Source organism: Pseudomonas sp. GW821-FHT09E12 (genome assembly GCF_059416085.1).
Genome location: NZ_JBWKOM010000003.1, coordinates 713,609 through 731,223 on the forward strand (window position 1 = coordinate 713,609; position 17,615 = coordinate 731,223).

Annotated in this window: 18 protein-coding genes; 6 read left to right on the forward strand and 12 right to left on the reverse strand. The window is 63.6% G+C overall.

The window, feature by feature from the left end:
* Positions 1-278: 278 nt before the first annotated feature.
* Genes AC07PQ_RS11875 through AC07PQ_RS11885 form a run of 3 tightly spaced genes read right to left on the reverse strand, consistent with a single transcriptional unit; the run spans position 279 to position 2,718 of the window.
* Positions 279-971, reverse strand: coding sequence for a pseudouridine synthase (locus AC07PQ_RS11875; RefSeq protein ID WP_274305793.1), 693 nt, complete (start codon positions 969-971; stop codon positions 279-281).
* Positions 972-1,004: 33 nt separating this feature from the next.
* On the reverse strand, positions 1,005-1,223 hold the full coding sequence (locus AC07PQ_RS11880; protein WP_274306756.1) for a cysteine-rich CWC family protein: 219 nt from the start codon (positions 1,221-1,223) through the stop codon (positions 1,005-1,007).
* A 7-nt stretch (positions 1,224-1,230) separates the two neighbouring features.
* A complete protein-coding gene (locus AC07PQ_RS11885; RefSeq protein WP_493185549.1) occupies positions 1,231-2,718 on the reverse strand; it encodes a sensor domain-containing diguanylate cyclase in 1,488 nt (495 codons plus the stop codon).
* A gap of 272 nt (positions 2,719-2,990) precedes the next feature.
* Between AC07PQ_RS11885 and AC07PQ_RS11890 the strand changes: the two genes are divergently transcribed.
* Positions 2,991-3,416, forward strand: coding sequence for a hypothetical protein (locus tag AC07PQ_RS11890; RefSeq protein ID WP_007929400.1), 426 nt, complete (start codon positions 2,991-2,993; stop codon positions 3,414-3,416).
* Positions 3,417-3,470: 54 nt separating this feature from the next.
* Here AC07PQ_RS11890 and dspII read toward each other — a convergent pair whose 3' ends face one another.
* Positions 3,471-4,583 (reverse strand): enoyl-CoA hydratase/isomerase DspII, encoded by a 1,113-nt coding sequence (gene dspII / locus AC07PQ_RS11895; RefSeq protein WP_493185550.1) that lies wholly within the window; start codon positions 4,581-4,583, stop codon positions 3,471-3,473.
* A 131-nt stretch (positions 4,584-4,714) separates the two neighbouring features.
* Here dspII and ung point away from each other — a divergent pair, with 131 nt between their 5' ends.
* Positions 4,715-5,407, forward strand: coding sequence for a uracil-DNA glycosylase (gene ung / locus AC07PQ_RS11900; protein ID WP_007929398.1), 693 nt, complete (start codon positions 4,715-4,717; stop codon positions 5,405-5,407).
* Between the two features lie 172 nt (positions 5,408-5,579).
* On the opposite strand, the gene AC07PQ_RS11905 is transcribed toward ung, so the two are convergent.
* The 5 genes from AC07PQ_RS11905 to AC07PQ_RS11925 form a co-directional block, all read right to left on the reverse strand.
* Entirely contained in the window at positions 5,580-6,611 is a 1,032-nt protein-coding gene (locus AC07PQ_RS11905; protein WP_397443712.1) for an AbrB family transcriptional regulator, read from the reverse strand.
* Positions 6,604-8,118 carry a tripartite tricarboxylate transporter permease gene (locus AC07PQ_RS11910; RefSeq protein ID WP_007930213.1) on the reverse strand — a complete coding sequence of 505 codons (1,515 nt, stop codon included), beginning with the start codon at positions 8,116-8,118 and terminating at the stop codon, positions 6,604-6,606. The genes AC07PQ_RS11905 and AC07PQ_RS11910 overlap by 8 nt, the downstream gene beginning before the upstream one ends.
* Before the next feature lies 1 nt (position 8,119).
* Positions 8,120-8,578 (reverse strand): tripartite tricarboxylate transporter TctB family protein, encoded by a 459-nt coding sequence (locus tag AC07PQ_RS11915; RefSeq protein ID WP_007930215.1) that lies wholly within the window; start codon positions 8,576-8,578, stop codon positions 8,120-8,122.
* Between the two features lie 56 nt (positions 8,579-8,634).
* A complete protein-coding gene (locus AC07PQ_RS11920) occupies positions 8,635-9,624 on the reverse strand; it encodes a Bug family tripartite tricarboxylate transporter substrate binding protein (RefSeq protein ID WP_023968150.1) in 990 nt (329 codons plus the stop codon).
* Between the two features lie 80 nt (positions 9,625-9,704).
* Positions 9,705-10,997: an OprD family porin gene (locus AC07PQ_RS11925; protein WP_493185551.1), complete on the reverse strand. Its 1,293-nt coding sequence runs from the start codon at positions 10,995-10,997 to the stop codon at positions 9,705-9,707.
* A 235-nt stretch (positions 10,998-11,232) separates the two neighbouring features.
* Between AC07PQ_RS11925 and AC07PQ_RS11930 the strand changes: the two genes are divergently transcribed.
* Both AC07PQ_RS11930 and AC07PQ_RS11935 read left to right on the forward strand, forming a co-directional pair.
* Positions 11,233-11,904: a response regulator gene (locus AC07PQ_RS11930; protein WP_007930220.1), complete on the forward strand. Its 672-nt coding sequence runs from the start codon at positions 11,233-11,235 to the stop codon at positions 11,902-11,904.
* Positions 11,897-13,282 (forward strand): sensor histidine kinase, encoded by a 1,386-nt coding sequence (locus AC07PQ_RS11935; RefSeq protein WP_007930222.1) that lies wholly within the window; start codon positions 11,897-11,899, stop codon positions 13,280-13,282. The genes AC07PQ_RS11930 and AC07PQ_RS11935 overlap by 8 nt, the downstream gene beginning before the upstream one ends.
* A 33-nt stretch (positions 13,283-13,315) precedes the next feature.
* On the opposite strand, the gene AC07PQ_RS11940 is transcribed toward AC07PQ_RS11935, so the two are convergent.
* Together AC07PQ_RS11940 and ygfZ are read right to left on the reverse strand one after the other, a co-directional pair.
* Positions 13,316-14,137: an HDOD domain-containing protein gene (locus AC07PQ_RS11940; protein ID WP_007930224.1), complete on the reverse strand. Its 822-nt coding sequence runs from the start codon at positions 14,135-14,137 to the stop codon at positions 13,316-13,318.
* Positions 14,138-14,174: 37 nt separating this feature from the next.
* On the reverse strand, positions 14,175-15,116 hold the full coding sequence (ygfZ, locus tag AC07PQ_RS11945) for a CAF17-like 4Fe-4S cluster assembly/insertion protein YgfZ (protein WP_007930226.1): 942 nt from the start codon (positions 15,114-15,116) through the stop codon (positions 14,175-14,177).
* A gap of 149 nt (positions 15,117-15,265) precedes the next feature.
* On the opposite strand from ygfZ, the gene AC07PQ_RS11950 reads away from it, so the two are divergent.
* Positions 15,266-15,520 carry an FAD assembly factor SdhE gene (locus AC07PQ_RS11950; protein ID WP_007930227.1) on the forward strand — a complete coding sequence of 85 codons (255 nt, stop codon included), beginning with the start codon at positions 15,266-15,268 and terminating at the stop codon, positions 15,518-15,520.
* Positions 15,504-15,956 (forward strand): protein YgfX, encoded by a 453-nt coding sequence (locus tag AC07PQ_RS11955; RefSeq protein ID WP_085530065.1) that lies wholly within the window; start codon positions 15,504-15,506, stop codon positions 15,954-15,956. The genes AC07PQ_RS11950 and AC07PQ_RS11955 overlap by 17 nt, the downstream gene beginning before the upstream one ends.
* Here the strand turns inward: AC07PQ_RS11955 and nadB are convergent.
* On the reverse strand, positions 15,925-17,541 hold the full coding sequence (nadB, locus tag AC07PQ_RS11960) for an L-aspartate oxidase (protein ID WP_493185552.1): 1,617 nt from the start codon (positions 17,539-17,541) through the stop codon (positions 15,925-15,927). The two genes, AC07PQ_RS11955 and nadB, sit on opposite strands and share 32 nt — an antisense overlap.
* Between the last annotated feature and the right edge of the window lie 74 nt (positions 17,542-17,615).

Genomic DNA, 17,615 nt, shown 5'->3' on the forward strand with positions numbered 1-17,615 from the left:
CTGGAATTCTTTAGCCCATGTCGATCCGCACAGATGGTCGACGGGTGTTGTTATAGGCGGGCAATTTGCCGGACAACAGGAATGAGCACAGGCGGCTCGGACGGCAAAGGATTTCTTAGAAGTATGTTCGTGACTCATCGGTCACATTTCGGCCGACGGACTGATTCAAGCAGGGAGAACGCCGTCTCGCAAGTGCCGTTGGTAAATTGTTCGACAACTTCGGCTGAATGGTCATGGCATCGTCGATGGCTTACAGCGGCTACGGAAATTGTAGGCGCTCAGACCAGGCGGATTTCTTCATCGGTCAGCAGCCGGTACTCGCCGGGCGCCAGGTTTTCGTCGAGGGCCAGCGGCCCCATGCGCTCGCGGTGCAGGCGCAAGACCTTGTTGTCGAAATGGCCGAACATGCGTTTGACCTGGTGGTAGCGGCCTTCGACGATGCTCAGCCGCGCACATCGGGGGCCGAGGATCTGCAGCTCGGCGGGCAGGGTGGTGAGGTCCTCGAAAGCGAAGTACAGGCCCCGGGCGAAGGTCTCGGCGTACTCCGGGCCTATGTCCTGTTCGGTCTCGACGTAGTAGCGCTTCGGCAGTTTGGTCTGCGGCTGGGTCAGGCGCCGCGACCAGCTGCCATCGTTGGTGAGGATCAGCAAACCGGTGGTGTTGTAGTCCAGGCGACCGGCGATGTGCAGCTCGTGCTTGTCCGGTTCGTCCAGCAGGTCGAGCACGGTGCGGTGTTCGGGATCGCGGGTGGCGCTGACGCAGCCCATGGGTTTGTGCAGCATGAAATAGCGCGGCGGCTTGCCGGCCTGCAGCACTTCGTCGTCGAGCTCGACCCGGCTGAACTCGCGCACCTCGGCATGGGGATCGCTGACCACCTGGCCGTCGATACGGATGCGCTTTGCCACCAGCAGCAGGCGCACCTGCTGGCGGTTGAAGCGGGGCAGGTTACTGAGGAAACGGTCAACGCGCATGGCTATCGGCAGGCTGGCAAAAGGCTGCGCATCTTACGGGATCGGCCGGGCGGCCGCTTGCAGTTGCGCATCGACCCGGGCACAGCGCGGGCATAGGCAGGCGCGATCGCGCAGCTCCGGCGGCAGGGCTTCGAGCACCGCCGGGTCGATGCTCACGCTGTAGCACCAGCAGGCCTGGTCGGCGGTACGCGGGTCGGCCAGGCTGCAGTCGTTGCGGGCGCCGCAGGCCGGGCAGAGGCTGGGGTTGTTCAGGGTCGGTTCATTCATAACGGGAGTGAGGCATTTCCACGCAGGTTCGGTTACGGCCGGTCTGCTTGGCACGGTACATCGCATGGTCGGCGCGCGATAGCAGGCTGTGCAGGGTATCGTCCGCCTGCAGCGAGGTCACGCCGATGCTGACGGTCAGCCGCATATTCTTGCCCTCGTAGGCGTAGCGCTGTTGCTCGATCAGCAGGCGGATTTTCTCGGCGATCTTCAGCGCCGTGGCGCTGTCGGTGTCCTTGAGCAGCACGATGAACTCTTCGCCGCCCCAACGGCAAACGATATCGGACTGGCGCAGGCAGCTTGCCAGGTGCCGGGCGAAGCCGCTCAACACCTGGTCGCCGGCGAGGTGGCCGTAAGTGTCGTTGAGGCGTTTGAAGTGGTCCAGGTCGAGCAGCAGGGCGGCCAGCGGCTTGGGCTCACGCTGGGCTTCGAGCATGGCCTGGGCGGCCAGCAAGTCGAAGCCGCGGCGGTTGGGCAGGCCGGTGAGGCTGTCGAGGGTGGCCTGGGTTTCGATCTTGCGCTGGAAACGTCTGACCACGCGGTTGAGCAGGGTCAGCACGATCAGGGTGATCGCCAGGCAGATCAGCAGGTTGAGGTACAGCGAGCGGCGGATATCGCCCAGGGCGCTGTCCTCGCGCTTGTCGACGAACAGGTACCAGTTCAGCTCGGGAATGAAACGCACATTGAGGAAGTGCCGCTGGTCTGGGGCGCTGTACTCGTAGTTGCCGCTGTGGGGCTTGGGCAGCCTGGCCTGCAGGTCGCGCAGGTTTTCCAGTTCGAACAGCAACTGTCCGGCCCGAGCGCCCTGCGGGCCGCCTTCGGCCCCGGTGAGGACGATCCGGCCCTGGGTATCGACGAAATACACGCTGCGCTGATAACGCTGCTGGTAGCGGTCGATCAGCTTGATCACTGCATCGACCTTGAGGCCGACACCGGCGGCGCCGATGAAGTTGTCCTGGTAGTCGTAGACCTTGTAGTTGATGAAAAACGTCAGGTTGTTCTGGTTGGCCTGGTCCGGATCGACGTTGATTTCATACGGGGTGGCCATGTCGCGGACCCGGAAATACCAGGCGTCGCGGGGGGTATCAGGAGCGATTTTCTTCAGCACGCCCTTGGCGTGGTAGTAGGTCAGGCTGCTGTTGGAGACGAAGAAGGCGGTGTAGGTGCCGTAGTGGGTCATCACCTCATTGAGGTAGCGGGTCATCTGCTCGGGATCGCGTTCGCCAGCCATCACCCAGTCGCGCATGAAGGTGTCGCGGGACATCATCGAAGAAATCAGGATCGGTCGTACCAGGTCTTTCTGGATCTCCGAATACACGGTGTCGGAGGTCAGCGGCAGCTCGGTGTTGACGATGTTGTCGCGGATCGAGGTTCGCGAGGCGTAATAGCTGAGCAAGGACGTGGCCATAAAACCGCCGCCCAGCAGCGCGATGAGCGTGATGATCAGCCAGCGTTGCGAATACAGCGGGGAGCTAAGCGGCATGGGCGACTCCGTGGCAGTGACCCGATGCAAGCATTCTAGTGGCCGCGCCGACGGGTAGCTGCGCCATTTGATCGCTCGCCAGCAATGGCACGCAGCCCGCGAAAACCGGGCGTTTTCGGATCCAAAATCCTTGTCTGGCGACTTGTATCAAGGTGTAACCGAAATTGCACCAGACCCGGTTTTCGCGGTCAGATATTCCGTCAGCCAGAACATCCTTGGCTGCCGCCGGCCAGCGTCGCTGGCATGGCCCATCAGCGGTCCAGGAGGCCGCCATGTATCGTCGAATTCTTCTCACTGCGTTCCTGGGTTTGGCTCTTTCTGCCTGCGTTCCCTATTACGACTACGACGGAGGTTCCACTTACTACCGCTCTGAGGTCTATACGACGCCGGCGCCGGTCTACTACGGCGGTTCCTATTATTCTTCCGGCCGCGGCTATTACGCGCCGCGTTATTACCAACCAGCGCCACGGTACTACCAGCCCCGGTATTACCAACCGGCACCGCGTTACTACCAGTCGGCGCCGCGGGCCGTTTATCGCGCCTACCCGAACCGTGGCTGGGATGGCCACCGCCAGGGCTGGAACAACGACTATCGGCGCCATGACGGCCGCCGTGACTTTGACGGCCGGCGGGGTGGTCGAGACTGGAGCGATCGTGGTCGCGACGATCACCGTCGTGACCGCCATCACAACCGCTGATCTGCCTATAACAAACAAGCGGCGCCTGGAGCGCCGCTTTTTCATGGCTGGTTTTCAGAAGTCCGACAGATCCGCCAAGGGGTGACGGCCTTCCCAGGCCTTGTGGAAATGCGCCTCGACCACGGCGTCGGGAATGCTGTTGATGTCCGGCCAGTGCCAGCGGGGCTTGTGGTCCTTGTCGATCAGGCGCGCCCGCACCCCTTCGCTGAATTCGGGATGCCGGCAGCAGTTCAGGCTCAGGGTGTATTCCATCTGGAACACCTGGGCCAGGGACAGGTGCCGGGCCTGCTGGATCTGCTCCCAGACCAGGCAGGCGGTCAGCGGGCAGCCTTCGCTGAGGGTTTTCGCCGCCCGCGCCAGCAGGGCATCGGAGTGATTGTGCAACTGGCTGATGGCTCGCCAGGCACAGCGTACGTCGCTGACGTCCAGCCACTCGTCGATCTGCTGGCGCTGTGGTAGCCACTGGGCAGCGGGCATTTGTTCGACGGCCTCCTGTTGCAGGGCCTTGAGCAGACTGTTGAGCTGCATCGGCGTCTGTTCCTGCCAGTTGAGCTGCAGCAGCCCGTCGATCAGCGCTTCTTGCTGGTCGTCTCGCAGGAAGCGGTCGGCCAGGTCCAGGTCGATGGCGTCGCGGCCGTTGATGTGCGCGCCGGTCAGGCCGAGGAACAGCCCGAGCTTGCCTGGCAGGCGCGAGAGGAACCAACTGGCGCCGACATCCGGGTATAGGCCGATGCTGATTTCCGGCATCGCCAGGCGGCTGCTCGGTGTGACGATACGAATGCTGGCGCCTTGCAGCAGGCCCATGCCGCCACCGAGCACATAGCCGTGGCCCCAGCAGATCAGCGGTTTCGGGTAGGTGTGCAGACGGTAGTCGAGACGGTATTCCGCGGCGAAGAACTGCGCGGCCAGCGGCGGTACTTCGCCGGGGTGGGCCAGGCAGGCCTGGACCAGGCTGCGCACTTCGCCGCCGGCGCAAAAGGCCTTGGCGCCGTTGCCGCGCAACAGCACACAGACCACTTGCGGGTCCTTGGCCCAGGTTTCCAGGCGGTCGCTCAACAGATGGATCATTGGCAGGGACAAGGCGTTGAGGGAGTGTTCGGCATCCAGGCTGGCAATTGCGATGCGCGCGCCGTCGGTGCCGGTGAGTTCTTCGAAGTGCAGATTCATCGTGACCTCGATCGGGAATTTGAGCGTTCAGTATGATCGCTATAGGCGAAAGTGGCGGTTCTGCGTCAGATCAATTGACAAGCGTGGTGGGCTTTCCTAGGGTGCGCCCATTGATTTTACCGGGTGCAACCATGACCGATGACGACCGTATCAAACTCGAACCCAGCTGGAAGCAGGCGCTGCGTGCCGAATTCGACCAGCCTTATATGGCGGAGTTGCGCGAGTTCCTGCGTCAGGAACATGCCGCTGGCAAGGAGATCTACCCGCCGGGCCCGCTGATTTTCAATGCGCTGAATTCGACCCCGCTGGACAAGGTCAAGGTGGTGATCCTCGGCCAGGATCCTTACCACGGCCCGGGCCAGGCCCACGGCCTGTGCTTCTCGGTGCAGCCGGGCGTACCGGCGCCGCCGTCCCTGGTGAATATCTATAAAGAGCTCAAGCGCGACCTGAACATCGACATGCCCAACCACGGCTACCTGCAGAGCTGGGCCGACCAGGGCGTGCTGATGCTCAACACCACCATGACCGTGCAACGGGCCAACGCCGCTTCTCACGCGGGCAGGGGCTGGCAGCACTTCACCGACCGGATCATCGAAGTGGTGAGCGAGCACCAGCCGCACCTGGTGTTCCTGCTGTGGGGGGCCCATGCCCAGAGCAAGCAGAAGCTGATCGATGCCACCAAGCACCTGGTGCTGACCTCGGTGCACCCGTCGCCCCTGTCGGCCTACCGCGGCTTTATCGGTTGCGGGCATTTCAGCCGGACCAACAAGTACCTCGAGCAGAATGGCGAGACGCCGATCGAATGGCGGTTGCCGGCGGTTTGATGGGGGGGTGAAGGCCGTCATCGCGGGCAAGCCTCGCTCCTACAGAATCAACGCAAAACCCTGTAGCCGCTGCCGCAGGCTGCGATAGGTCCGAAGGACCTCGGCGACGCTGAACATCGCGCCCCCTTCGGGGTCGATCGCAGCCTGCGGCAGCGGCTACAGGGGACCGGCTTCAGTCCGGTTTCTTGTCCCAATGCCGGAACAGCGGCTCGGCCAGAAACAGCACGAACAGCAAGCGCATCACCTGCATCGCCGTCACCAGCGGCACCGACAGTTGCAGGGTCTCGGCCGTCAGGCTCATTTCCGCGATGCCGCCGGGCATCATGCCCAACGTCAGCGAACGCAAGTCCAGATGAGTCAAGGCGCTCAGGGCCACGGCCGCGAGGCTGGCGATCAGCATGGTCAGCGCCGTGCCGATCAGGGTGCGGCCCATGAATGAGGGCGCGCGACGGAAGAACTGGCGATTGAAGTGACAACCCAGGCCGCTGCCGATCAGCCACTGGCCGATCTGGCTGCCGCCGTCCGGCAGGCCGATATGCAGGTCCCAGCCGATACTGACCGCGGCGCTGACCAGCAGCGGCCCGAACAGCCAGGGGTTGGGCTGGCGCAGGCGTTGCCAGAGCCAGGCGAGCAGGGCGCCCGCCGGAAACAATACGGCCAGCCAGCGCCAATCGACGCTGGCCGGATGCAGTTGGGGCACACCTTCACCGAGCAGGTACTTGAAGGCCGCTGGTACACACAAGACCACCACCAGCACCCGCAGGCTCTGCCCGGCCGCCACGCGGCTGAGCACCGCGCCGTTGCGCGCGCCGAGGTTGACCATCTCGCCGGAGCCGCCCGGCATGCTGGAGAAGAACGCGGTGGCCCGGTCCTCACCAGTGCGCCGCAGCAGCCAGACCCCGACCACGCTGGACAGGCTGGTGACCAGGGCACCGAAGAAGATCAGGCCGAAGTGGCTCATGACCTGCTCCATCACCACCGGGGTGAAGTGCAGGCCGATGCCGATCCCCACCACCCATTGCCCGCATTTGCGGCCGCCGGGGATTTCCCCCAGTTGCCAGGGCGTCAGGCAGCGCACCAGGATGATCGCCAGCAACGAGCCGACCATCCACGGCAGCGGCCAGCCGATCTGGCTGGCGAGGTAACCGCCGACCAGACCGACCAGGGGCGTACCCCACCACTGTTTGAAGCTGACCTCAGACATCGGCCACGGCGCGTTGCAGGGCCGAGCGCTTGCGCCAGATGCGGATCATCGGCATCAGCAGCATGATCACGGTCAGCACCCAGACGCCGACGGTGATCGGGCTGGACCAGAGGATTTCCATCGCGCCGTTGGAGATCGACAGTGCGCGACGCAGGTTCTGTTCCATCAACCCGCCGAGGATAAAGCCCAGCAACACTGGCGACAGCGGGAAATCCAGCTTGCGCAGGATGTAGCCGAAGATGCCGATGCCGACCATCAGGAACAGGTCGAAGGTGGTGGCGTGCACCGCGTAGACGCCGATCCCGGTGATGATTGCGATCACCGGCACCAAGGCCCAGTTCGGCACGGCAAGGATGCGGGTGAAGACGCGGATCATCGGAATGTTGAGGATCACCAGCATGATGTTGGCGATGAACAACGAGGCGATCAGGCCCCAGACGATGTCCGGCTGCTGCTGGAACAGCAGCGGACCCGGGGTGATGTTGTACAGCGACAGGGCGCCGATCATCACCGCGGTGGTGCCCGAACCCGGGACGCCGAGGGTCAGCATCGGTACCAGGGCGCCGCAGGCCGAGGCGCCGATCGCGGTTTCCGGTGCCGCCAGGCCGCGCTTGTCGCCCTGGCCGAACTTGCCGCTGGCGCCGGCGATGCGTTTTTCGGTCATGTAGGCCACGGCGCTGGCCAGGGTCGCGCCGGCACCCGGCAAGACGCCCATGATGAAGCCCAGCAGGCCGCAACGGATGTTCACCACGAACACCGACGCCGCTTCCTTGAAGTTGAACATCATGCGCCCGGTGGCTTTCACCGCTTCCTGGCCGCGATGGGTTTTTTCCAGCAGCAACAGGATTTCGCTGATGGAGAACAGGCCCAGTACCAGCACCACGAACTGGATACCGTCGGTGAGGTGGATGTTATCGCCGGTGAAACGGTACACGCCGCTGTTGGCGTCGATGCCGACCGACGACAGGAACAGCCCGATCAGCGCGGCGATAAAGGTCTTGATCGGACGATCGCCGGCCATGCCGCCGAGGCAGACTATGGCGAACACCATCAGCACGAAGTACTCCGCCGGGCCGAAGGCGATCGCCCATTTCGCCAGCAGCGGGGCGAACATCACCATGCCGCAGGTGGCGATGAAGGCGCCGATGAACGAGCTCCAGGCCGACAGCGACAGAGCCACCCCGGCCAGGCCCTGGCGCGCCATCGGGTAGCCGTCGAGGGTGGTCATCACGGTGGAGGCTTCGCCCGGGATGTTCAGCAGGATCGAACTGATCCGGCCACCGTATTCGCAACCCAGGTAAACCGCCGCCAGCAGGATCAGCGCCGACTCCGGTGGCAGGCCGAGGGCGAAGGCGATCGGGATCAGCAGTGCCACGCCGTTGATCGGGCCCAGGCCCGGGAGCAGGCCGACCACGGTGCCGATCAGGGTGCCGGTCAGGGCGGTGACCAGGTTGTAGGGGCTCAGCGCGACGCCGAAACCCTGGCCCAAATAGCCAAGCGTATCCATATCAGTTCTCCAGAACGTCGAGCAGGCCCAGGGGCAGTGGCACGTCCATCACCCGGTCGAAGAGCACGTACAGACCAATGGCCATCAGCGTGGTGACCACGGCGCTGGGCACCCAGCGACCGCCGTACAGGCGCGCCATCGGAATGCCGATCAGGATGCTGCTGAGAATGAAACCCAGGGGTTCGAACAGGCCGGCGAAGATCAGCAGCAGGAGCACACAGATGCTGATTTTGGTCAGGGTTTCACGGTCCAGTGGCGGCTCGTCTTCGCTGTGCTTGATCGGCGCCGGGCGAAACACCATGTACAGCAGCGCCAGGCCCATCAGGCCGAGCATCAGCAGGGGAAAGGCGCGCGGGCCGACCGGTTCGTAGGAAAAGGCGGCCTGGTAAGGCCAGGCCATCAGTGCCAGGCCCAGGCAGACCAGGAGCAGCAGCGAGGCGAAAAGGCGTTGTAAGAGCATGGGAAACTCCTGGGCCCCGCCCCCGCGAAAGGGGCAGGACCGCTAGACAGGGGCGATTACTGGATCAGGCCGAACTCTTTGGCCAGGGTCTTGTAGTCGGCCACCTGTTTCTTCACGTAGGCGTCCAGTTCCGGCCCGGTCATGGCGAACGGGAAGAGCTCGCGCTGGTCGCGCAGCTTGGCGAACTCTTCGGAAGCCAGCAGCTTGTCGAAGGCGTCTTTCCACCAGGCGTAGTCTTCGTCGCTGACCTTCGGCCCGAGGTAGAAACCGCGCACCACTGGCCAGACGATGTCGTAGCCCTGCTCCTTGGCGGTCGGGATGTCCTTCATTTCCGGCTCGTCCAGGCGCTTGTCGGAGAACACCGCGAGCAGGCGCATGTCGCCGCTCTGGATGTGCGGCATGGAGTCGGAAATGTCAGTACTGCCGACCTGGATGTGCCCGCCCAGCAGCGCAGTGGCGATTTCGCCGCCGCCTTCCAGGGCCACGTAGCGCAGGTCGCGCGGGTTGATCCCGGCGGCCTTGGCGATCAGCGCGGTCTGCATCCAGTCCTGGCTGCCGACGGTGCCGCCGGAGCCGATCACCACCGAACTCGGGTCTTTCTTCAGCGCCTTGACCAGGTCGTCGAGGGTCTTGTACGGCGAGTCGCTCTTCACCGCGATGGCGCCATAGCTGGTGCCGACCGCGGCCAGCCAGCGCACCGCGCTTTCATCGAAGCGGCCGAACTTGCCCTGGGCCAGGTTCAGCAGCGAACCGCTGGACCAGGCCACCAGCGTGCCAGCGTCAGCAGGGCGCTGGGCCACCACCGCGTTGTAGGCCACCGCGCCGACACCGCCGGGCATGTAGGTCACGCGCATCGGCTTGGTCAGCAGCTTTTCGTTGACCAGCGCGCTCTGCGCCAGTTTGCAGGTCAGGTCGAAACCGCCGCCGGGGGAGGCCGGGGCGATGCATTCCGGGCGCTTGGGTTCGGCGCTGGCGGCGGCGAGCAGTTGACCGGCGAACAGCATACAGCCGGCGGCGAGGGCCAATTTACGCAGTGATGGGTTCATGCTTGTCTCCACAGGAGTTGTTGTTGTGTGTTGCATGCCAGGGGCCTTGGCAGGCGTGGCGCCTGCTCAAGGTCGGTCGATTACCAGAGCGCCAGGCTGTAGCTCACCAGCAGGCGCACTTCATCCGCATCGCGGGCTGAATAGTTGGAGCGGTAGGTGGCGTTGCGCAGGCGCACCGCGACGTCCTTGAAGGTGCCGCTTTGCACCACGTACTTGATCTCGGTGTTGCGTTCCCATTCCTTGCCGGTATCGCCGTTTTTCAGGGCGATGTTGTCACCGCTCAGGTAGCGGGTCATGAAGGTCAGGCCGGGGATGCCGAGCTTGCCGAAGTCGTAGTCGTAGCGGGCTTGCCAGGAGCGTTCTTCGGCGCCGGCGAAGTCATTGATCTGCACGAAGTTGACCAGGTACGGGTCGGCCCCGTCGAGGTAGGGGAAGGCGCTGTCGCCGGACATGTGCTGGTAGCCGGCGCTGAGTTTATGCCCCTTCAGGGCGTAGCTCACCAGGCCGTTGAGGGATTTGTTGTCGATCTTGCCGCCGCGGGCCTGGCCCTGGTCGTCACTGACGGCGAAGCGCAGGTCCGTGGCGAAGGTGCCCGGGCCCATCGGCTGCGAGGCGAGCAGGCCGAAGAAGTGCTGGTTGTAGACCTCGGCGAGCTGGGCAAAGTGGTAGCTGCCGGTGATCTTGTCGGTGAACTTGTAGTCCAGGCCGCCGAAGTCGAAGTGCTTGCCGGCGACGGTGCCGGCGAAGCGGCTGTTCTTGTTGTTGAGGGCGATGTCTTCGAAGTCGGTGCTGTCGCGATCCTTGGCTTTCTCCAGGCGGCCGCCGGTGAAGGTCAGGTTCTTGATTTCCCTGGAGGTCAGCAGGCCGCCCTCGAAGGTCTGCGGCAGGATGCGCCCGTCGTTGGGCTTGATGGTCGGCAGTTCCGGGATCAGGCTGCCGATCTTCAGTTCGGTGGCGGAGATTTTCACTTTGCCGGTCAGGCCGACTTTGGAGTACTCGTCGGCGGCGCGCCCGTCGTCGTGGGTCGGCAGCAGGCCGGTGCCGGTGCGGTCGGGGCTGGAGTCGAGCTTGATGCCGAGCATGCCCAGCGCGTCGACGCCAAAGCCCACGGTGCCGTCGGTGTAGCCCGATTGCAGGTTGAGCATGAAGCCCTGGGCCCATTCGTCGCGCTTGGATTGCTGGGCACTGGTACCGCTGCGGAAATCGCGGTTGAAGTACATGTTGCGGGTTTCGAGGGTGGCGCTGCTGTCTTCGAAGAAGGCGGCCTGGCTGATCGGTGAGAAACCGGCAAGGGCGGCGGCGCTGGCGAGGGCGGTGTGGCTGAGACGGGAAAAACGAACAGGCTGGCAAGCCTGAGGCTGTATGGACAGCATCGTGTTGTACTCCGTTATTGTTCTTATTGGCGAAAACGCTTCGAGGCGTTTTTCGGGATGCCACCGGGGGTAGCCACGGAAGTCGAAACAATCCGTGACAGGACTCTAAAGGGCCAACCTTTCGCTAACCTTTCAGCAGGCTTTCACGGTTTTCGGGCTTCACAGCAGCGGTCCCGGCTGTAAACTCCGCGGCAATAAAAAATGCCGTCGATCCCCTGAACGAGGTAGGAAATCCATGCGCGTGCTTCTCGTCGAAGACCACCTGCAGCTGGCTGAAAGTGTCGCCCAGGCGCTCAAGAGCACGGGTTTGACCGTGGATGTGCTGCACGACGGAGTCGCCGCGGACCTGGCCCTGGGCAGCGAGGATTACGCCATGGCGATCCTTGATGTGGGCCTGCCGCGCATGGATGGTTTCGAAGTGCTGGCGCGCCTGCGGGCCCGGGGCAAGAACCTGCCAGTGCTGATGCTGACCGCGCGCAGCGATGTCAAGGACCGGGTCCACGGCCTCAACCTGGGGGCGGACGACTACCTGGCCAAGCCCTTCGAACTGACCGAGCTGGAAGCACGGGTCAAGGCCCTGCTGCGGCGCAGCGTGCTCGGCGGTGAGCGGGTGCAGCGCTGCGGGGTGCTGGCCTACGACCTCGATACCCGGCGCTTTACCCTGGGTGAAGAGCTGCTGACCCTGACCTCCCGCGAGCAGGCGGTACTCGAGGCGCTGATCGCCCGGCCGGGGCGGGTCATGAGCAAGGAGCAACTGGCGTCCCAGGTGTTCGGCCTGGATGAAGAGGCCAGCCCGGACGCCATCGAAATCTATGTCCATCGCTTGCGCAAGAAACTCGACGGCCAGCCGGTGGCCATCGTCACCTTCCGCGGGCTTGGCTACCTGCTGGAAAGCCGCGATGCATAGGCCCAGCAGCCTGCGCTGGCGCCTGCTGTGGAACCTGGCGCTGCTGCTGGTGGTGCTGATGCTGGCCAGCGGCCTGAGTGCCTACTGGAACGGCCGCGAGGCGGCGGACACGGCTTACGATCGGACTTTGCTGGCCTCGGCCCGGACCATCGCTGCCGGTTTGTCCCAGCGCGACGGCGGCCTGAGCGCCAATGTGCCCTATGTCGCCCTCGATACCTTCGCCTATGACAGTGCCGGGCGGATCTATTACCAGGTCAACGATATCCATCAGAAGCTGATTTCCGGTTACGAAAACCTGCCCGGTCCGCCGCCGGGCACGCCGCGCACCGACGATTATCCGGCGCTGGCGCGGTTCTACGATGCTACTTATCAAGGGCAGAACGTCCGAGTGGTGAGCCTGCTCAAGGCGGTCAGCGAGCCGAACATGAACGGCATGGCGGAGATTCGCGTGGCGGAGACCGACGAGGCGCGGGTCCGCATGGCGCGCAGTCTGATGGCCGATACCCTGTTGCGCCTGGGCATGCTGGCCATCGGTGCGTTGTTGCTGGTGTGGTTCGCGGTCAGCGCCGCGTTGCGTCCGCTGGAGCGTTTGCGCAGCGCGGTGGAGGAGCGCCAGCCCGACGACTTGCGGCCTTTGCCGCTGGTCGAGGTGCAACGCGAGTTGTGGCCCTTGGTGCGGGCGCTCAATCACTTCACCGAGCGACTGCGTGGCCAGTTCGAGCGTCAGGCGCAGTTCATCGCTGACGCCGCCCATGAATTGCGCACCCCCCTGGCGGCGCTGAAGGCGCGCCTGGAATTGGGGCTGCGGGCCTCGGAGCCCGAGACCTGGCGCAATACCCTGGAAAGCGCCGCCCAGGGCACCGATCGTCTGACCCATCTGGCCAATCAACTGTTGTCCCTGGCGCGGATTGAAAACGGCGCCCGGGCGATTGCCGAGGGCGGCGCGCAATTGCTTGATCTCAGCCAGTTGGCCCGCGAGTTGGGCATGGCCATGGCGCCCTTGGCCCACGCCCGGGGTATCGCCCTGGCCCTGGAAGCCGATGAGCCGGTGTGGCTGCGCGGCGAACCAACCCTCTTGAACGAACTGCTGAGCAACCTGGTGGACAATGCCCTGGCCCACACCAAGCCGGGCGGAAACGTGATCCTGCGGGTCAGCGCGCCGGCGGTGCTGGAGGTGGAGGACGACGGCCCGGGGATTCCCCTGGAAGACCGCGACCGGGTATTCGAGCGCTTCTACCGACGCAACCCCCATGTCGCCGGTTCCGGCCTGGGCCTGGCGATCGTCGGTGAAATCTGTCGTGCCCATCTGGCGCAGATCAGCCTGCACGATGGCGCGCAGGCGGGTCTGAAGGTGCGGGTGAGTTTTAACGCGGGCTAGAGGCTTGTGGCACAGGTTCAGTAGAGCATTGATTCAATAGAACATTGACTGCGACTCGGCCAGATCGCTGCACATTGCCTTGTTCTCGGGGTCGATCCCGAGTTTTTTGAAGGCTGGCACGCTGAGGATATCGATCTTCGCCAGTGGGTGGTCGGTGTCCTTGTGGCAATACAGGCTGGCGATCTGCACCAGGTCGACATAGTCCAGGCGCGCGGACTGGCGCTGGAAGTCCAGGTACTGCCCCGGCAATTTGGCCAGCTGTTCCGGAAACTCCCAGACTTGCAGCAGCTTGTCGCCCAGCAATGGGTGGATGTGCTCGATCACGTGGTTGAGGCTGACCGGGTCGGACAGCAGCTCATAGTGATCTTCCGCATAGGTCAGGATCGGCAGCACGCCGATCTGGTGCACCAGCCCGCCGAGGGCGGCCTGGTCGGGCTTCAACTGGGTATGGCTGCGGCACAGGGCATAACTGACTCCGGCCACTTCCAGGCTTTTGCGCCAGACGTCATGCATCTTTTGCGCGATCACCTCCGAGCGGGCATGGAAAATCTGTTCCATGACCAGGCCGATGGCCAGGTTGCTGCTGTAGTTGACCCCCAGCCGGGTAATCGCGGTGTGCAGGTCGGTGACTTCCTGGGTGGCGCGCAGCAGGGGGCTGTTGACCACTTTGATCAGGCGCGCCGACAGCGCCGTATCACGGCCAATCACTTTGCTCAGGGTGCTGACGCTGATTTCCGGATCTTCAGCAGCCCGGCGAATCTGCAGGGCCACTTCCGGTAGCGTTGGCAGAACCAGGTCATCGTTGTCGATGGCCTCAACCAAATCCTGTTGGACCTTTTCCGCCAGCTCACTCATTTCTGTTCTCTAGGGGTATTGCAGGAAGTTGCGGCGATCAGCGCTGGATTTCTCGATCGCGATCCAGCTGGTAAGGCAGGTCCAGCAGGTGCAGCCCGGGACCTTCGAGCGCGCCAAGATGGAGATTGCCATCCTCTGCAGCTTCGGCTTGCAGTACGGCCAGGAGTTCAATGTTTTGTTCGGCACGCGCGGCGATCACTACCTCACCGATGGCGCTGCCGTGGGTCGGGGAGAACAGCGGGGTGCCGGGTTCCGGCAATTCTTCGGCGTTCAAGGCCAGGCGGTAGAGGCGGCGCTTGAGTTTGCCCAGGTACTGCATGCGCGCGACGATTTCCTGGCCGGTATAGCAGCCTTTCTTGAAACTGACGCCGCCGATGGCCTGCAGATTGAGCATCTGCGGGATAAACAGCTCACGAGTGGCCGGCATGACCTGGCCAATGCCGGCGCGGATCTGGCCCAGCAACCATTGATTGAGGTCGCCTTCGGGCAGTTGCGCGGCCAGCTGTTCGCGCAGGACCTCAGCTTTATCTGCGGGGGCCCAGAGCTCGGTCCGGTCCGCTGAAACACGAATGGCGATCAGGCCGTCGTTGCGGGCGACCGCGCCGTCCTCCGGCGGCAGTTCCAGCCCGAGACCGGCCAGCAGGGTATCGGCGTTGCCCAGGCCGAAGCGCGCCCACAGGGCACTTTCATCGCTGAGCTTGGCCTTGGAAAACACGGCGTATTTTTTCAGGTCCGCCAGTTGCGGCTCCAGCAACTCGGTGGCCATGGCCAGCAGGCAGCCATCGCCTTCGAGCAGGATGCGAAAGCTCGATTGCATGCGGCCTTTCTGGGTGCAACGGGCGCCCAGGCTGGATTGGCTATCACTGAGGTAATTGAGATTGCAGGTCAGCTGGCCCTGAAGGAACTTGCTGGCATCGGGGCCGCGGACGGCGAGAACGCCCTCGTGGGACAGGGAGCAGAAAAAAGCGGAATCAGCCATGGGTCATCGCAGGGTAAAAAGTCTGGCGAACATCATAAGGGGGCGCCCTTGAAATGGGTAGTTCACAAAGGATGGGTGGTGACCGACCAAAGCCGACTGTTCTGGTGTCCGTCGGGCTGTATACTTGCGCTCTATTTGAGGAGCGCTCCATGGTCGAAGATGTTGAATTGAACCGCCTCTACTGGCACAGCCGCCGCGGCATGCTGGAACTGGACGTGTTGCTGGTGCCGTTCGTGAAAGAAGTCTATCCGCATCTGAACGATGTTGATCGTGCCTGCTACGTCAGGCTGCTCGAATGCGAAGATCAGGACATGTTCGGCTGGTTCATGGAGCGCTCCGAATCCGAAGATCCCGAGCTGCAACGCATGGTCCGCATGATCCTGGATCGTGTCCAACCCAAGTAACGCCTTCGAATGCCGCTGGCAGCCTTCCAGGCAATTGCTGGCGGCCTATCTCTTGGCCCAGCTGTTCGCGCTGGGCGCCTTGCTGATGCTCGATATTCCACTCTGGGCCCGTCTGCTCGGGGTTCTGCTGTGCCTGGGCCACGGAGTCTGGGCGTTGCCGCGGCGGATTTTGCTGAATCATCCCTCGGCTTTCAGCGGTCTGCGTCGTAATGCTGATGGCTGGCAGTTGTGGTGCGCCGGGCAGGGCTGGCGGCCGGTGCAACTGCGGCCTGACAGCCTGGCGCTGCCGCTGCTGGTGGTGTTGCGTTTTCGCCTGCCGGGCGAGCGCTGGGTGAGGTCGGTCTGTGTGCCACGGGACGCGCAGGCGGCCGATGTGCATCGGCGCCTGCGCGTGCGGCTCAAGTTCAGTCGCCGTAGGTGGGCGGCACCAGAATAGTGTCCAGTGCTTCGGGCAGCAGGTTCGGGTAGTCGAGGGTGTAGTGCAGGCCCCGGCTTTCCTTGCGCTCCATGGCTGAACGAATCATCAGCTCGGCGACCTGGGCCAGGTTGCGCAACTCGATCAGGTCGCGGCTGACCTTGTAGTTGCTGTAGAACTCATCGATTTCGTCCAGCAGCAGGCGGACCCGGTGCTGAGCCCGTTGCAGGCGCTTGTTGGTGCGTACGATGCCGACATAGTCCCACATGAATCGCCGCAATTCGTCCCAGTTGTGCGCAATGATCACGTCTTCGTCGGAATCGGTGACCTGGCTGGCGTCCCAGACGGGCAGGGCGATCGGAATGGCGATCTGCGGCAGTTGTTCGAGAATGTCAGCTGCCGCGGAACGGGCATAGACGAAGCATTCCAGCAGCGAGTTGCTGGCCATGCGGTTGGCACCGTGCAGGCCGGTAAAGCTGGTTTCGCCAATGGCATACAGGCCCGGAACGTCGGTGCGGCCCTGCTGGTCGACCATCACCCCGCCGCAGGTGTAATGCGCGGCCGGTACCACCGGGATCGGCTGTTTGGTGATATCGATGGAGAATTCCAGGCAGCGCTCGTACACGGTCGGGAAGTGGCTTTTGATAAAGGCTTCCGGTTTGTGGCTGATGTCCAGGTACACGCAATCGATACCCAGGCGCTTCATTTCATGGTCGATGGCCCGGGCGACGATATCCCGTGGTGCCAGTTCGGCACGCGGGTCGAAACGCGGCATGAAGCGTTCGCCGTTGGGCAGCTTCAGGTGCGCGCCCTCGCCGCGCAGGGCTTCGGTGATCAGGAAACTCTTGGCCTGCGGATGGTAGAGGCAGGTCGGGTGGAACTGGTTGAACTCCAGGTTGGCCACCCGGCAGCCCGAACGCCAGGCCATGGCGATGCCATCGCCACAGGCCCCATCGGGGTTGCTGGTATAGAGGTAGACCTTGGCGGCACCGCCGGAAGCGAGGATGACAAAACGCGCACCGTAGGTATCGACCTCGCCAGTGGCGCGGTTGAGTACGTAAGCGCCGAGGCAGCGATCGCCTTCCAGTCCCAGGCGCTTTTCGGTAATCAGATCGACGGCGACCCGCTGTTCCAGCAGTTCGATATTCGGGCGTTGCCGGGCCTGCTCCAGCAATGTAGTGAAGATGGCCGCGCCGGTGGCATCGGCGGCATGGATGATGCGGCGATGGCTGTGGCCGCCTTCGCGGGTCAGGTGAAATTCGAAACCGCCGTCTTCATTGCCCGATTGCTCGTCACGGGTGAAGGGCACGCCCTGATCGATCAGCCACTGGATCGCCTCGCGGCTGTGTTCGACGGTAAACCGCACGGCGTCTTCATGGCACAGGCCGCCGCCGGCATTGAGGGTGTCGTCGACGTGGGATTCGACGGTATCGGTGTCGTCCAGCACTGCCGCGACGCCACCCTGAGCCCAATAGGTCGAGCCATTGGCGAGATTGCCCTTGCTCAATACGGCAATACGCAGATGACCAGGCAAGGTCAGTGCAAGGCTCAAACCGGCAGCGCCGCTGCCTATCACGAGAACATCGTGTTGAAACTGTTGGCTCATTGGAAGATTCCGCTCAAAAGCGACCCGGGTCGGGGTTGGCGCAAGACGCCTGGATCGGCGAGTCAAAGCAGCCA

What these genes read in the sequence shown, in the direction of transcription:
- AC07PQ_RS11925 (WP_493185551.1), bottom strand. Translation starts at nt 10,997, where the DNA reads ATGCTGTCCATACAGCCTCAGGCTTGCCAGCCTGTTCGTTTTTCCCGT.
- AC07PQ_RS11890 (WP_007929400.1), top strand. Translation starts at nt 2,991, where the DNA reads ATGTATCGTCGAATTCTTCTCACTGCGTTCCTGGGTTTGGCTCTTTCT.
- AC07PQ_RS11910 (WP_007930213.1), bottom strand. Translation starts at nt 8,118, where the DNA reads ATGGATACGCTTGGCTATTTGGGCCAGGGTTTCGGCGTCGCGCTGAGC.
- AC07PQ_RS11950 (WP_007930227.1), top strand. Translation starts at nt 15,266, where the DNA reads ATGGTCGAAGATGTTGAATTGAACCGCCTCTACTGGCACAGCCGCCGC.
- AC07PQ_RS11940 (WP_007930224.1), bottom strand. Translation starts at nt 14,137, where the DNA reads ATGAGTGAGCTGGCGGAAAAGGTCCAACAGGATTTGGTTGAGGCCATC.
- dspII (WP_493185550.1), bottom strand. Translation starts at nt 4,583, where the DNA reads ATGAATCTGCACTTCGAAGAACTCACCGGCACCGACGGCGCGCGCATC.
- AC07PQ_RS11875 (WP_274305793.1), bottom strand. Translation starts at nt 971, where the DNA reads ATGCGCGTTGACCGTTTCCTCAGTAACCTGCCCCGCTTCAACCGCCAG.
- AC07PQ_RS11915 (WP_007930215.1), bottom strand. Translation starts at nt 8,578, where the DNA reads ATGCTCTTACAACGCCTTTTCGCCTCGCTGCTGCTCCTGGTCTGCCTG.
- AC07PQ_RS11885 (WP_493185549.1), bottom strand. Translation starts at nt 2,718, where the DNA reads ATGCCGCTTAGCTCCCCGCTGTATTCGCAACGCTGGCTGATCATCACG.
- ygfZ (WP_007930226.1), bottom strand. Translation starts at nt 15,116, where the DNA reads ATGGCTGATTCCGCTTTTTTCTGCTCCCTGTCCCACGAGGGCGTTCTC.
- nadB (WP_493185552.1), bottom strand. Translation starts at nt 17,541, where the DNA reads ATGAGCCAACAGTTTCAACACGATGTTCTCGTGATAGGCAGCGGCGCT.
- AC07PQ_RS11905 (WP_397443712.1), bottom strand. Translation starts at nt 6,611, where the DNA reads ATGTCTGAGGTCAGCTTCAAACAGTGGTGGGGTACGCCCCTGGTCGGT.
- AC07PQ_RS11935 (WP_007930222.1), top strand. Translation starts at nt 11,897, where the DNA reads ATGCATAGGCCCAGCAGCCTGCGCTGGCGCCTGCTGTGGAACCTGGCG.
- AC07PQ_RS11930 (WP_007930220.1), top strand. Translation starts at nt 11,233, where the DNA reads ATGCGCGTGCTTCTCGTCGAAGACCACCTGCAGCTGGCTGAAAGTGTC.
- AC07PQ_RS11920 (WP_023968150.1), bottom strand. Translation starts at nt 9,624, where the DNA reads ATGAACCCATCACTGCGTAAATTGGCCCTCGCCGCCGGCTGTATGCTG.
- ung (WP_007929398.1), top strand. Translation starts at nt 4,715, where the DNA reads ATGACCGATGACGACCGTATCAAACTCGAACCCAGCTGGAAGCAGGCG.